General features: G+C 65.1%; 16 protein-coding genes. 6 read left to right on the top strand and 10 right to left on the bottom strand.

The genetic code is table 11. From position 1 onward, the window contains the following. Window positions 1–122: 122 nt before the first annotated feature. The 4 genes from ACM43_RS21255 to ygfZ form a co-directional block, all read right to left on the bottom strand. Window positions 123–629 (bottom strand): tyrosine phosphatase family protein, encoded by a 507-nt coding sequence (locus tag ACM43_RS21255; protein ID WP_036038271.1) that lies wholly within the window; start codon window positions 627–629, stop codon window positions 123–125. A gap of 129 nt (window positions 630–758) precedes the next feature. After that, a complete protein-coding gene (locus tag ACM43_RS21250) occupies window positions 759–1373 on the bottom strand; it encodes an HD family hydrolase (protein ID WP_271542640.1) in 615 nt (204 codons plus the stop codon). Then, a complete protein-coding gene (locus tag ACM43_RS21245; RefSeq protein WP_036003631.1) occupies window positions 1370–1996 on the bottom strand; it encodes a DNA-3-methyladenine glycosylase I in 627 nt (208 codons plus the stop codon). The genes ACM43_RS21250 and ACM43_RS21245 overlap by 4 nt, the downstream gene beginning before the upstream one ends. Further along, window positions 1993–2868: a CAF17-like 4Fe-4S cluster assembly/insertion protein YgfZ gene (ygfZ, locus tag ACM43_RS21240; protein ID WP_271542637.1), complete on the bottom strand. Its 876-nt coding sequence runs from the start codon at window positions 2866–2868 to the stop codon at window positions 1993–1995. The genes ACM43_RS21245 and ygfZ overlap by 4 nt, the downstream gene beginning before the upstream one ends. A 96-nt stretch (window positions 2869–2964) precedes the next feature. Between ygfZ and ACM43_RS21235 the strand changes: the two genes are divergently transcribed. The 5 genes from ACM43_RS21235 to ACM43_RS21215 all read left to right on the top strand — a co-directional run bounded on the left by ACM43_RS21235 (window position 2965) and on the right by ACM43_RS21215 (window position 7230). Next, entirely contained in the window at window positions 2965–4299 is a 1335-nt protein-coding gene (locus ACM43_RS21235) for a dihydroorotase (protein ID WP_271542635.1), read from the top strand. A gap of 141 nt (window positions 4300–4440) precedes the next feature. Continuing rightward, window positions 4441–5310: a sulfurtransferase gene (locus tag ACM43_RS21230; RefSeq protein WP_271542633.1), complete on the top strand. Its 870-nt coding sequence runs from the start codon at window positions 4441–4443 to the stop codon at window positions 5308–5310. Window positions 5311–5589: 279 nt separating this feature from the next. Beyond that, window positions 5590–6279, top strand: a complete 690-nt coding sequence (locus tag ACM43_RS21225) for an RNA polymerase sigma factor (RefSeq protein WP_271542631.1) — start codon at window positions 5590–5592, stop codon at window positions 6277–6279. 87 nt (window positions 6280–6366) lie between these two features. Then, a complete protein-coding gene (locus ACM43_RS21220; RefSeq protein WP_271542629.1) occupies window positions 6367–6900 on the top strand; it encodes a DUF4142 domain-containing protein in 534 nt (177 codons plus the stop codon). 9 nt (window positions 6901–6909) lie between these two features. Next, complete coding sequence (locus tag ACM43_RS21215) at window positions 6910–7230, top strand: cupredoxin domain-containing protein (RefSeq protein ID WP_157286906.1); 321 nt, start codon at window positions 6910–6912, stop codon at window positions 7228–7230. A 181-nt stretch (window positions 7231–7411) separates the two neighbouring features. On the opposite strand, the gene ACM43_RS21210 is transcribed toward ACM43_RS21215, so the two are convergent. The 4 genes from ACM43_RS21210 to ACM43_RS21195 all read right to left on the bottom strand — a co-directional run bounded on the left by ACM43_RS21210 (window position 7412) and on the right by ACM43_RS21195 (window position 9321). Then, the gene (locus tag ACM43_RS21210) at window positions 7412–7678 is read right to left on the bottom strand and encodes a hypothetical protein (RefSeq protein WP_025034564.1); all 267 of its coding nucleotides are present in this window, start codon (window positions 7676–7678) and stop codon (window positions 7412–7414) included. Window positions 7679–7944: 266 nt separating this feature from the next. Beyond that, window positions 7945–8322, bottom strand: coding sequence for a TIGR02301 family protein (locus ACM43_RS21205; RefSeq protein ID WP_036003646.1), 378 nt, complete (start codon window positions 8320–8322; stop codon window positions 7945–7947). A gap of 45 nt (window positions 8323–8367) precedes the next feature. Continuing rightward, the gene (locus ACM43_RS21200) at window positions 8368–8802 is read right to left on the bottom strand and encodes an NUDIX hydrolase (RefSeq protein ID WP_271542626.1); all 435 of its coding nucleotides are present in this window, start codon (window positions 8800–8802) and stop codon (window positions 8368–8370) included. Window positions 8803–8811: 9 nt separating this feature from the next. Beyond that, window positions 8812–9321, bottom strand: coding sequence for a hypothetical protein (locus ACM43_RS21195; RefSeq protein WP_271542624.1), 510 nt, complete (start codon window positions 9319–9321; stop codon window positions 8812–8814). Window positions 9322–9384: 63 nt separating this feature from the next. Between ACM43_RS21195 and ACM43_RS21190 the strand changes: the two genes are divergently transcribed. After that, entirely contained in the window at window positions 9385–10149 is a 765-nt protein-coding gene (locus tag ACM43_RS21190) for an SOS response-associated peptidase (protein ID WP_271542622.1), read from the top strand. Between the two features lie 115 nt (window positions 10150–10264). Here ACM43_RS21190 and ACM43_RS21185 read toward each other — a convergent pair whose 3' ends face one another. Together ACM43_RS21185 and ACM43_RS21180 are read right to left on the bottom strand one after the other, a co-directional pair. Continuing rightward, entirely contained in the window at window positions 10265–11458 is a 1194-nt protein-coding gene (locus tag ACM43_RS21185; protein WP_271542620.1) for a CaiB/BaiF CoA transferase family protein, read from the bottom strand. Window positions 11459–11493: 35 nt separating this feature from the next. Then, entirely contained in the window at window positions 11494–12423 is a 930-nt protein-coding gene (locus ACM43_RS21180) for a glycine reductase (RefSeq protein ID WP_271542618.1), read from the bottom strand. Between the last annotated feature and the right edge of the window lie 132 nt (window positions 12424–12555).

The raw sequence follows: 12555 nt of genomic DNA, 5'->3' as shown, positions 1-12555 counted from the left end.
GACAGATGCGAGGCGGGAGAGGGCTCTATCCTCTGGGGGAGTCTTCGTCGCCGAGATACCCTCTCCCCAACCCTCTCCCGCAGGCGGGAGAGGGGGCGCACCTCCATCGTGACAACCAGCTGTCATTCGAGCTCGATCGCGAAGGGGCGGCCTTCCACCATCATCGCGCCGGGGCCCATCTCGTCGAGCGCGCGCAGCATGCGGCCGTTGCGTCCGAGCGCATGATCGGCGAGGCTGACGATGCGCCGGTTCGGCGAGGCGATCGGCGAGGCCGCGCGAATCTTCCTGGCGATCTCGATCTCGTCGCGATTCGGATTAAGCGCGCAAACGGCCGCGAACGCACTGGCAGTGGAGCGGCTGATCCCGGCATAGCAATGCACCACCAGCGGGGCGCTGCGGTCCCAGCCGCGCACGAAGTTGAGCACCTGCTCGATATGCGTCTCCGACGGCGCGACGAAGCCGTCCATCTCCTCAGTGATGTCGTCCATCGACACTTTGAGATGGTTGGCCGGGAGCACCGACACGGGACGCGCCACCTGCTCGACATTGGCCATCACGGTCAGCACGTGGCTGGCCTTGGTGAGGCGGACGGTTTCGGGAAGCGCGGCGAGGGAACAGACGTGGATCATGGCGAACCTTTTTCTTGATTATAGCCGCGGCCGTTGGGTGGGCAAAGCGAGGCGTGCCCACCACTTTTGTCGCAAACGCGAAGTGATGGTGGGCACGGCGCAAGAGCGCCTTTGCCCACCTTACAAGACTCACGCAAACACGGCGCCAAACCGCTCCAGAAACTGCTTCTCGGCCCGCGCCGCGGTCCAGGGCGTCAGATAGTCGCGTCGGACGCTGTCGGAGAGACCCGGATCCTTGCCGAACAGGCGCCGCGCTTCGCTCGCGCTGAAGCCGGCGAGCTCGGTTGCCTCGAGATAGGCCGCGCCGCGATCGGCGGCCTTGATGGCCTGCGTGATGTCATCAGGCAAGACCGGCGGCAAACCGAAGCGGATATGGATGGCGCCGAGCAGCCGCTTCTCGACGACCTTGTAGTGACCGTCGAGCACGGCCTTGAACGGCGAGATCATGTCGCCGATCACATATTCCGGCGCATCATGCAGCAGGGCCGCGAGCCGGACGCGCTGGTCGACGCGGGGTATCTCATGGCGCAGCACGGTCTCTACCAGCAGCGTATGCTGTGCGACCGAAAATATGTGCGCTCCGAGGGTCTGCCCGTTCCAGCGCGCCACCCGCGCCAGGCCGTGCGCGATGTCGCCGATCTCGATGTCGAGCGGGGAAGGATCGAGCAGATCGAGCCGCCGGCCCGACAGCATGCGCTGCCAGGCGCGGACCTCTTCGTTGCGCGCTGCCTTCTTCGCCGTCATTTGGCCTTGAGGCGCAGCTTGCGCTGGGTCTTGCTGCAGGTCGCATGACAGTGGCAGTCGACCAGGTGGTCGTTGACCATGCCGGTCGCCTGCATGAAGGCGTAGACGATGGTCGGGCCGACGAATTTGAAGCCGCGCGAGGACAGCTCCTTGGAGATCTGCACCGACAGCGGCGTCGAGGCCGGCACGCTTGCCGTGGTCTTGAACTGGTTGACCTTCGGCCGTCCGTCCATGAAGTCCCACAGCAGCTTCGAGAAGCCCGGGCCCTTCTCCATGATGTCGAGATAGGACTTTGCGCTCAGGATCGCGCCTTCGATCTTGGCCTTGTTGCGCACGATGCCGGCATCGTTCATCAGCGCGTGAACCTTCTTGGGCGTGTAGCGCGCGATCTTCTCCGGCTGGAAATCGTCGAAGGCTTTGCGGAAATTGTCGCGCTTGCGCAGGATCGTGATCCAGGACAGGCCGGCCTGGAAACCGTCCAGCATCAGCTTCTCGTATAGCGCGCGGTCGTCGTATTCCGGCACGCCCCATTCGGTGTCGTGATAGGCGACATAAAGCGGATCTTCGCCCGGCCAGGGGCAGCGGGTCAGGCCATCGGGATGCAGGCGGGCCGCGCGGCTCATGCGATGGGCTGCTTGGCTGGAATGCGAACGACGTCTGGTTCAGCCAGCGTCAAAGCCAGCCCCCCAGCGGTGAGCGGCTGGCCTGCATCGAGTGCATCGGCGACCCGATCGATGCGCACCAGCGCGATGCCCTTGCCGCCGGCCGTCGAGCCGATGGTGCCGACCGGCTTGTCGCCGGCGAGAATGGTTGTGCCAGGCTCGGGCGAGGCGTCCTCGAGCAGCACCTTCACGCTGCGCGTGCGCGCGGTGCCGCGATGCTGCATGCGCGAGACGACCTCCTGGCCGACATAGCAGCCCTTGTCGAAATCGACGCCGGCGAGGCGATCCATGTTGGTCTCATGCGGGAACGCATCGCTGTACATGAAATCGAGCCCGCCGCGCGGCACGCCGAGCGCAATGCGGTGCGCCTCGTACTCGGCTGCATCGACCAGCTCGGCGCCAATGAGATCGGACAGTTTCTGCTTGAGATCTTCCGGGACCAGGATGCGGTAGCCGAGCCCCTCAGCCCGCGGATCGGCAAAGGCAAGGTCAGGCTGCGCCGCCGGCTCGCCGTCCCACGCCGCGAGCACGCCGAGGTCGAGCTTGTCCACGGTGACCTTGGCGCGCAGCTTGTAGAATTTCAGCTTGGTGGCGAGGGTGTCCGCCAGCGCTTTCGGGCAGTCGATCAGGAACCCGCCGCCGTGGCCCGCGGGCGCTTCCGTGATCAGGAAATCCACGATGATCTTGCCCTGCGGCGTCAGCAATGCGCCGAATCGCCCCAGACCAGGCTTCAGCCTGTCCAGGTCGGTGGTGACGAGGCCATTGAGGAAGCTGCGTGCATCCTCACCCGCGACTTTGATCACGCCCCGGTCGGGAAGAAACGCCGATTTCATGCGAAAATCTCTTGCGACATGTTGCTCCGGAACGTAAGCCCGCAACGCATAAACGACAAGACCTCGAGCCCTGCGCTTGGGGATGAGAGAGGCCCAATGACCCAGCATTTCGATGTGATCCTCAAGGGCGGCACCGTAGTCAACCAGGACGGCGAGGGCGTCCGCGATATCGGCATCACGGGCGGTCGCATCGCCGAGCTCGGTCCGCTATCGCAAGACTCAGCCGCCGAGGTGATCGACTGCAAGGGCCTGCACGTCCTGCCCGGCGTGATGGACACGCAGGTGCATTTCCGCGAGCCCGGGCTGACGCACAAGGAAGACCTCGAGACCGGCTCGCGCAGCGCCGTGATGGGCGGCGTCACCGCCGTGTTCGAGATGCCCAACACCTCGCCGCTGACCGTGACGGAGGCCGAATTCACCGACAAGGTGAAGCGCGCCCATCACCGCATGCATTGCGATTTCGCCTTCTTCATCGGCGGCACCCGCGAGAACGTCCAGGTCCTGCCGGTGCTGGAGCGCGCACCCGGCTGCGCTGGCGTCAAGGTGTTCATCGGCTCGTCCACCGGTGCGCTGCTGGTCGAGGACGACGAGAGCCTGCGCCGCATCTTCCAGGTGATCCGCCGCCGCGCCGCCTTCCACGCCGAGGACGAATACCGCCTCAACGAGCGCAAATCGCTGCGCATCGAGGGCGATGCGCGCTCGCATCCGGTCTGGCGCGACGAGACCGCGGCGCTGTTGGCGACGCAGCGCCTGGTCAAGCTTGCACACGAGACCGGCAAGCGTATCCACGTGCTGCACATCTCGACCAAGGAGGAGATCGAGTTCCTGCGCGACCATAAGGGCGTCGCCTCCTGCGAGGCGACGCCGCACCATCTGACGCTGGTCGCGCCGGAATGCTACGAGCGGCTCGGCACGCTGGCGCAGATGAACCCGCCGGTGCGCGGCGCCGATCATCGCGCCGGCATCTGGCGCGGCATCGAGCAGGGCATCATCGACGTGCTCGGCTCCGATCACGCTCCGCATACGCTGGAGGAGAAGCAGAAGATATACCCGGCTTCGCCCTCAGGCATGACCGGCGTGCAGACGCTGGTGCCTGTTATGCTCGATCACGTTAATGCGGGTCGGCTCTCGCTGGCGCGCTTCGTCGACCTCACCAGCGCCGGCCCTGCGCGCCTCTACAACATGGCCTGCAAGGGCCGCATCGCCGCCGGCTACGACGCCGACTTCACCATCGTCGATCTCAAGCGCAGCGAGACCATTACCAACAAATGGGTGGCGTCCAAGGCCGGCTGGACGCCGTATGATGGCGTTCGCGTCACCGGCTGGCCGGTCGGCACCTTCATTCGCGGCCGCCGCGTGATGTGGCAGGGCGAGCTGGTGACGGCCGCGCAGGGCGAGCCGGTGCGGTTTCTGGAGACGCTGAAGGCGTAGGGGCGGCAAGCTCGTCATTGCGAGGAGCGAAGCTACGAAGCAATCCAGAATCGTTCCTTGGTGGCAGCCTGGATTGCTTCGCTTCGCTCGCAATGACGAGAGGAGAGGTCTACATTTCATTTCGAACGGGAGTGTAGTCCGATGTCCCAGCCATCATCTCTCATCACCACCGAACAGCTTGCCGCTCGCCTCGGCGATCCCGACCTGCGCCTCTACGACTGCACGACCTATCTTGAGCCCGCGCCGGAAGGCGGCGTCGTGCCTTATCGCGCAGTTCCCGGTGACAAGACGTTCGCCGCCGGCCACATCCCGGGCGCCGATTTCCTCGACCTGCAAGGTGAGTTCTCGGACACCTCGTCGCAACACTTCTTCATGATGCCCGATGTCTCCCAGCTGGAGGCCGCCTTCGGCCGCCACGGCCTCGATGCGGGCAAAACAATCGTGCTCTACAGCATCGGGACGATGATGTGGGCGACACGGTTCTGGTGGATGCTGCGCGCCCTCGGCATCGATGCCCACGTGCTCGACGGCGGCTTCGACAAATGGCAGCAGGAGGGGCGGCCGGTCGAGACGGGCGCGCCGAAGGGCTATCCAGCGACGACCTTCAAGGGGGCACCGCGCGCAGGCTGCTTCGTCGACAAGGAAGCCGTGCTGGCGAAGATCGGCGATCCCGCAACCGTCATCGTCAACGCGCTCGGGCCGCAGTTTCACCGCGGCCTCGAGCCGAGCCGCTATGGCCGTCCGGGCCGCGTTCCCGGCAGCGTCAACGTTCCCGCAGCCACACTCGTGAATGCCGACAAGACGGTGACGAATCTTGCGGATGCGCAAGCGAAGTTCGCCGCCCAGGGCGTCACGCGCGAAAAGAACGTGATTCTTTATTGCGGCGGCGGCATCTCGGCGACGATCGACCTCCTGCTGCTGACGCAGCTCGGCTACGACAAGCTGACGCTCTACGACGCTTCGATGGGCGAATGGGCGAGGAATCCGGCGCTGCCGATCGAGACGGATTAGGTTTGCTGACCCTTCCCTCAGTGAAAGATCCCATTTGTCCTGCACAAGAGGTCGTCATGCCCGGGCTTGTCCCGGGCATCCACGTTCTTTCATGCTGGCGGCAAGACGTGGATGGCCGGGACAAGCCCGGCCATGACGATGTGGAGACTATCGTGGCCAACGCGCACTGCTCATATGCGATAGCCCTTCCTCCAGCAGAGGGTAAGATCAGGGCAAGAAATCTCGGAACCTTTGCCCTGGGCCTGCATCCAATGTCCGAAGCCAAGGGAGCTAACCGCCATGCCATGGACCCCAGGCCTGACCGCCCGCGTCAAGACTTCGGAAGCTGCGCTGGTGGACCGCGCGCGGCGCCGCGACGAGGCCGCATTGCGCGAGATTATGCAGGCCAATAACCGCCGGCTCTTCAGGCTCGCCCGCGGCATCCTGCGCAGCGACAGCGACGCGGAGGACGTGGTGCAGGAGACCTATGTCCGCGCCTTCACGCACCTCGATGGATTTCTTGGCGAATCGGCGCTGTCGACGTGGCTATCGCGCATTGCCATCAACGAAGCGCTCGGACGCACACGCGGTCGCAAGCCGCAGGTCGAGCTGGGATCGGTGCCGGAGGCAACGCTCGAAGCGCAAATCATCCAGTTTCCGCTTTCGTCCGCCGCAACTGATCCGGAAAAGTCCATGGCCCAACGCGAGATCCAGCGTGTCGTCGAACGCGCGGTCGATGAACTGCCTGAGACCTTCCGCATGGTCTTCATTGCGCGGGTGATGGAAGGGATGAGCGTGGAGGAGACCGCCCAGCTGCTCGGCATCAAGCCCGAGACCGTGAAGACGCGGTTGCACCGTGCGCGTACGATGCTGCGCGAGAACGTCGAGAAGAAGATCGGTCCGGTCGTGATGGATGCGTTTCCGTTCGCCGGTGAGCGTTGCGAGCGCCTGACGGAGGCCGTGCTCAGGCGCCTTCGCATCGGGGCGTAATTTTTTCGGGAACGTTCGCGCGAAATTGGCATCCAACCTGTGCAAGCAACAGTCCGGAACGTTTCCGGCCCACAGGAGTGTCAAGCCATGTTGATCCGATGGAGCGCGGCGGCCGTTGCGGCGATGATGTTGTCGAGTCCCGTTTTGCTGCAAGGCGCCAGCGCAGCCGACAAGCCCACCGATCCCCAGATCGCGCATATCGCCTACACCGCGGGCGTGATCGACATCAACGCCGCCAAGCAGGCGCAGAAGAAGGCCAAGAACAAGGACGTCAAGGCGTTCGCCGAAGACATGCTGCGCGACCACGAAGCAGTCAACAAGCAGGCCCTCGCGCTCGTCAAGAAACTGAACGTCACGCCGGAGGACAACGACACCAGCAAGGCGCTCTCGAAGCAGGCGGCAGACAAGCTGGCCGAGCTCGAGAAGCTCGATGGCGTGGCGTTCGACAAGGCCTACGTCGCCAACGAGGTCGCCTACCACAAGGCAGTCAACGGCGCCTTGGAGACGCAACTCATTCCGTCTGCGAGCAATGCCGAGCTGAGGAGCCTGCTGCAGACCGGGCTGAAGATCTTCCAAGGCCATCAGCAGCACGCCGAGCATGTTGCGGCCGAGCTGAAATAGGAGCCTCGCATGATGCCGGGACGTCTCGCTTCGATCGCGCTTGCGCTCGTCCTCCTGTCGACGATCGTCCCGGCACGCGCCGCGACGATCGAGATTACGATGGACAATCTCGTGATTGCTCCGGCTGAAGTATCGGCGAAGATCGGCGATACCATCACCTGGGTCAACAAGGACGTCTTCGCCCACACCGCCACCGCCAGGAACGGCGATTTCGACGTGATGCTGCCGCCGATGCAATCGGCGACGTCAGTTCTGAAGAAGGCTGGAATGGTCGAGTATTACTGCCGCTATCATCCCAACATGAAAGCGACGCTCAAGATCGAGCCGTGACCGAGGGAGAGAGCGCGTTCCCGACTCTGTCGGGAACATCTCCCGGTCATCGCGAGATTAATGCTTGTCCGCCGGCAACGGCTTCCATGCGATAAGAGCGGCAGACTTCGCGACCTCTTTCGCAGAGTCATTCATCCGTCAACTGGCCCCGCCCGGGTGGCGGGGTCATTTTCGGGAAGGCTTACTGCCTGGAGATGCCGACCGAGAATTCGCCGTTGCGGATGCGGCCGGGAAAGCCCTCGACGAACTTCGCCACCGCGTCCTCGCCATAAGTGCCGACGAGCTCGGCGAGGGCCGCGAACAGGCTCGCCTGCGCCAGGCAGTCGCCGTCGACGCCGTCATGACGCGCCTCGGCCCAGGCCTCGTTGAGATAGCTCAGTGCGGCCTGTTTCTGCTCGTGATCGGGCAGCGGCGCGCGGGCGGGGGCGTAGGAAATCGGCTGGCTCATGAAACTCGGTCAGGCTGGGGCGCGATCCACGGCGATGCGCTGTGCGAGAGGTGTAGCACGGGCGTTAACGACCGCTAGGCCACATCTTTAAGAACGGTTAACGGCTGTGAACAAAGTCGATGACAGGGTTCCAGTCACGCACATGCGTCGACCGCGCCGTCGTTCCGGGGCGCGCCTCGCGCAAGCCCGGAATCCATCGGGCATCAGAGACGGTGGATGAATGGATTCCGGGCTCTCGCTTCGCGAGCCCCGGAATGACGGGGTAGCTAGTTCGCGTAGCGCGCCGTGAGATCGCGCGAGATCTTCGAGCCTTCCTCGATGTAGCGGCGGATCGCCACCATCGCGGCCGGCGTGCAGCTGCGATAGGTCTGCTGAAAACCGTTATAGCCGCGATTGAAGCCGGCGATCATGCGGGTGCGGCGCTCGCCGGAGGGGGTCTCGGCATCGATCAGCGCCTGCATCTCGTTGCGCCATTTGTTACCCTCATTGGCCCCGCAGATGCCGCGGAGATAGTGCAGGCCGCCGAGGATCTCGGCCAGCCGCTGCAGTTCGCCGTCAAACGGCGCCGCCACGTCCTGGGCCCTCGCAGGCACGGAGGCGCAGGCGAGAATCAGGACAAAAATGGCCAGAAATCGCGACGACATCGGCGGCTGTATGCCCCCTCGGGACGGCTGGCGCAAGGCGGGCCGTCAGGCCCCAAGCAGCCGGTGAGCGGACTGGATGACCTCCTCCAGCCCCCCGGTCAGCTTGAGGTCGCCGAGGCTTGCCAGGGCGCCAGGGGCGATCCAGCGGTAATCGTCGAGTTCGTCGTTCAGCGCCGGCTCCCGGGCCGTCCAGCGCGCGGCAAAGGACATGATCAGGTAATGGCCGGCGCCGGTCGCGGCCGGCAGCACCTCGCGCCAGCCGGCGAGGCCAATGATCTCGATGCGAAGGCCGGTTTCCTCGTCGACCTCGCGGCTCAGGGCCTGATGCAGCGATTCGCCGAACTCGACCCGGCCACCCGGCAGCGAATAGAAGCCCTTGGCCGGCGAGCGGGCGCGGCGGACCAGCAGCACCTTGCCGTCGCGGAAGATCGCCGCGCTGACCGCAAGCTGGGGATGGGCAGGATGGACGATTGCGGCCAATCGCGTCACCTATCCGGATGAATTCGCCATGATGGTGTCGACGTCGGCCTCCGCGCCACCATTGATGATGCCGCCGCAGGCTGCGATCAGCGGCTTGACCCAAAGCGTGGCCTGCTCGGCGAGGCGGACGCGCGTCGTGTCCTTCTCGACCTCGCGCATGGCCGAGCCGACCGCGGTCAGGATCGAGGTCATGGTATCCGTCAAGTGGTCGAACTGGGCACGCACGTTGGGATCGGCTTTCTCATAGGCTTCGATCGCCAAATCCCGCGCCTTGAAATTCGACGCCGTGAAATGCTCGGCATAAGACAGCGGCGTCCAGGTCAGGAAGTCTTCGGCGCATTCCGGCATATCCGGCACTATTTCGAGCAGCATCACGGCTTCATTGAAATGGTTGAGATAGTCGGTGGCAAGCCCGGTCCGCGGATTGATGTTGGCCACGCGCAGCCGCTCGGCCCAGGCGGTCGCCTCAGGGCCCGTCTGTACATGCGTCCGCGCGGGTTGGGAGGCCGTTGAGCTCATCTGCCGCAGTGTTAACGTTCGGGGTTAAAAGGACCTGAACGGACCCTATATAGGCCTCCAAGGATGTGTGGACGCTTCGTCATAACTTCGGCCCCCGCGGCTTTGCGGCAACTGTTCGGCTATGTCGAGCAGCCGAATTTCCCGCCCCGGTACAATGTCGCCCCGACGCAACCGATTCCGGTGGTGCTGCTCGAGAACGGCGCCCGCCATTTCCGCCTGATGCGTTGGGGCTTGTTGCCCGGCTGGGTCAAGGATTCCCGTGGGTTCACGCTCCTGATCAACGCCCGCTCCGAGACGGTGCTGGACAAGCCTGCGTTCAAGAATGCGATTCGCCGCCGGCGCGGCCTGATCCCGGCCGACGGCTATTACGAATGGAAGACGGAAGGCGGCCGCAAGCAGCCGTTCTTCATCCACCGTGCCGACGGCGAGCCGCTCGGCTTTGCCGCTGTGTTCGAGACCTGGGTCGGTCCGAACGGCGAGGAACTCGACACGGTCGCGATCGTCACCGCCGCGGCGGGCGAGGATCTCGCCGCGCTGCATGACCGCGTGCCCGTCACCATCAGCCCGCGCGACTTCGAGCGCTGGCTCGACAGCAAGGGCGACGAGATCGACGCGATCCTGCCCTTGATGAAGCCTCCGCGCGCCGGCGAATTCGCCTGGCACCCAGTCTCCACCCGCGTCAACCGCGTCGCCAATGACGACGAGCAGCTCGTGCTGCCGATCAGCGCGGAGGAGATCGAGGCGGAGGCCGAGGCGGCGAAGCCGAAGAAGCCGACGCGGAAGGTTGCGGCAGCGTCATCAGATGACGGGCAGGGGTCGTTGTTCTAGGTGCGGTGCCGTAGGGTGGGGAAAAGGCGCAACGCGCCGTGCCCACCATCTCTCTGGTCGTCCGCTGCGCGATGGTGGGCACGCTTCGCTTTGCCCACCGTACAGCAGCGGTGTTCTAAACAATCTCCCGCGCCCGCAGCCCCGCGATCTCTGCCGCATCGAACCCCAACTCGCCCAGCACCGCATCCGTATCCGCGCCCAGCTCCGGCGCCATGCGATCCAGCCTGCCGCCGCCATGGGCGAGCTTGAAGCCGCTGCCGGCAAAGCGCAGGCGGCCGTATTCCGTGTCCAGCTCCTGGATCGCGCCGCGCGCCTTGATTTGCGGATGGTCAATGACCTCTTCGACCTTCCAGATGCTGGCGCAGGGCGCGCCGGCGTCCTCCAGAATTGTCTCCCATTCGCGTGCCGGCCGTTTTGCCAGCGCTTGCTCGATGATGGCGCGCAGCGCGCCCTCGTTCTCGTTGCGGGCGAACCAGTCCGCAAAGCGCGGATCTGACAGCGTGTCCTCGCGGCCGAGCGCAGCCATCAATGCGCGGTACTGCTTCTCGTTGTTGACGGCGAGCAGGATATGGCCGTCGCCGCACTTGAACAAATTTGCCGTGGTCCGGCGGCTCACTGCCTGGTTGCCCGACAGCTGCTGCCGATGGCCGGCGACAGACCAGTCCGCAATCTGGCCGGAAAGAAACGCCAGCGTCGCCTCCAGCATGGAGACGTCGATCAGCTGCCCCTTGCCGGTGCGGTCGCGCTGATACAGCGCGCTCGAGACACCAAAAGCAGCGGTGGCGCCCGAGAGCACGTCGCACACGGCAAAGCCCGCGCGCGTCGGCCCCGTCTCGGGGTGGCCGGTGATCGCCATGATGCCCGATAGCGCCTGCATCTTGCCGTCATAGCCGGGCCGCAGGCGGTCCGGGCCCGTCTGGCCGAAGCCCGACACCGCGCAATAGATCAGCTTCGGGTTGACGGCCGACAGCGCCTCGTAGCCGATGCCGAGCTTGTCCATCACGCCGGGGCGGAAATTCTCCATGACCACGTCGACGCGGCCTGCGAGCTTCTTCACGATCGCGATCGCCTCCGGCTTCTGCAGATCGAGCGTCAGGCTGCGCTTGTTGCCGTTGACCGCCTGGAATGCCGGCGCCAGACCGCGCTCGGCCCATTCGCGGCTGAGCGGCGTGCGGCGCATGTCCTCGCCCTCGCGCCGCTCGACCTTGATGACGTCCGCGCCCAGCAGTGCGAGCTGATAGCTCGCATAGGGGCCGGCCAGCACTTGCGTGAAATCCAGGATCTTCACGCCCTCGAACGGTCGCGTCACGTCGCTCTCCCTCGGCTTATTGTTGTTGGAGGACGTCAGGCGGCGCGGTTGCCGCGCGCAATCTCCTTCTGCTTGTCGAAATCGGCGCGGCGCCGCGCCAGCTCTTCGGGCGAGAGCTGCGCGACATTGTTGTAGTCGAGCTTCCAGGAGGCGTCCTCGCTCCAGCGCAGCGGCGATTGCATCGTGGTCTGCGGACCGCTCGCGCTCTCCAGCAGTCGGAGCGCCAGCTCGAGCGTCTGCGCCTGCGAGGCGATGTCGTGCGGCTTGCCGGCGGAATTGCCGAGCGGGAAGTCGGAGAACAGGAAGCGCGGCACGGCCGCGTGCTCGACGATGTCCTTGGCGCAGCCCATGATCACGGTCGGGATGCCATTGCGCTCCAGGTGCCGCGCCACCAGCGCCGTGGTCTGGTGGCAGACCGGGCAGTTCGGCACCAGCACCGCGACGTCCACCTTGTCCGCGAGGCAGCGCGCCAGGATCTCCGGCGCGTCGGTGTCGAGCGTGACGCGATGGCTGCGGTTGGTCGGCGCGCCGAAGAAGCGCGGCGCGACTTCGCCGATGCGGCCGGCGGCGGATGCCTTCAACAGCTGCGGTAGCGGAAACCAGGTGCCGCTGTCGGTGGCCGACGTGTGCTTGCGGTCATAGCCGATGTGCGAGATGCGCAGATCGTGCTCTTTCGACGTGTCGCCGTCATAGACCTGATAAAACTTCGCGCTGCCATTATACGCCGCGCCCGGCCCCTGGTCGCCCTTGGCCGGATCGTAGGGCGCCGCGGTGGTGATGATGGTAACGCGCGACTGAGCCAGCGGTTTCTTCAGCGGCTGGAACGGCGCCTCGGTGTAATGCGCCCAGCGGTACGGCGTGGTGTAGCCGATCGCCGCGTAATAATCGCGGGTGCGCTGCATATAGGGGACGGGGGAATCGTAGTCGGGCGCAAAGCCGAATTCGTCGTCGCGCGGAGCAGACATGGCGCGTCTCCTGGTTCTTGGTTGGGGCCAGACTAGAGATAGTTGCGGGGTTGCTCAACGGGGGAGGGAGAATGCAGGACAGAATTGCAGTTGAGGATAGCGCGGCGCGGACGGTGCCTCTTACCCTCCCCT

Source organism: Bradyrhizobium sp. CCBAU 45321 (genome assembly GCF_028128975.1).
Lineage (GTDB): Bacteria > Pseudomonadota > Alphaproteobacteria > Rhizobiales > Xanthobacteraceae > Bradyrhizobium > Bradyrhizobium yuanmingense.
The sequence above is the reverse complement of the archived record's forward strand: the minus strand, read 5'-3'. Positions and strand labels throughout refer to the sequence as shown.

Coding starts and splice junctions, on each gene's coding strand:
- ACM43_RS21255 (WP_036038271.1), bottom strand. CDS start 629: ATGATCCACGTCTGTTCCCTCGCCGCGCTTCCCGAAACCGTCCGCCTC.
- ACM43_RS21250 (WP_271542640.1), bottom strand. CDS start 1,373: ATGACGGCGAAGAAGGCAGCGCGCAACGAAGAGGTCCGCGCCTGGCAG.
- ACM43_RS21245 (WP_036003631.1), bottom strand. CDS start 1,996: ATGAGCCGCGCGGCCCGCCTGCATCCCGATGGCCTGACCCGCTGCCCC.
- ygfZ (WP_271542637.1), bottom strand. CDS start 2,868: ATGAAATCGGCGTTTCTTCCCGACCGGGGCGTGATCAAAGTCGCGGGT.
- ACM43_RS21235 (WP_271542635.1), top strand. CDS start 2,965: ATGACCCAGCATTTCGATGTGATCCTCAAGGGCGGCACCGTAGTCAAC.
- ACM43_RS21230 (WP_271542633.1), top strand. CDS start 4,441: ATGTCCCAGCCATCATCTCTCATCACCACCGAACAGCTTGCCGCTCGC.
- ACM43_RS21225 (WP_271542631.1), top strand. CDS start 5,590: ATGCCATGGACCCCAGGCCTGACCGCCCGCGTCAAGACTTCGGAAGCT.
- ACM43_RS21220 (WP_271542629.1), top strand. CDS start 6,367: ATGTTGATCCGATGGAGCGCGGCGGCCGTTGCGGCGATGATGTTGTCG.
- ACM43_RS21215 (WP_157286906.1), top strand. CDS start 6,910: ATGATGCCGGGACGTCTCGCTTCGATCGCGCTTGCGCTCGTCCTCCTG.
- ACM43_RS21210 (WP_025034564.1), bottom strand. CDS start 7,678: ATGAGCCAGCCGATTTCCTACGCCCCCGCCCGCGCGCCGCTGCCCGAT.
- ACM43_RS21205 (WP_036003646.1), bottom strand. CDS start 8,322: ATGTCGTCGCGATTTCTGGCCATTTTTGTCCTGATTCTCGCCTGCGCC.
- ACM43_RS21195 (WP_271542624.1), bottom strand. CDS start 9,321: ATGAGCTCAACGGCCTCCCAACCCGCGCGGACGCATGTACAGACGGGC.
- ACM43_RS21190 (WP_271542622.1), top strand. CDS start 9,385: ATGTGTGGACGCTTCGTCATAACTTCGGCCCCCGCGGCTTTGCGGCAA.
- ACM43_RS21180 (WP_271542618.1), bottom strand. CDS start 12,423: ATGTCTGCTCCGCGCGACGACGAATTCGGCTTTGCGCCCGACTACGAT.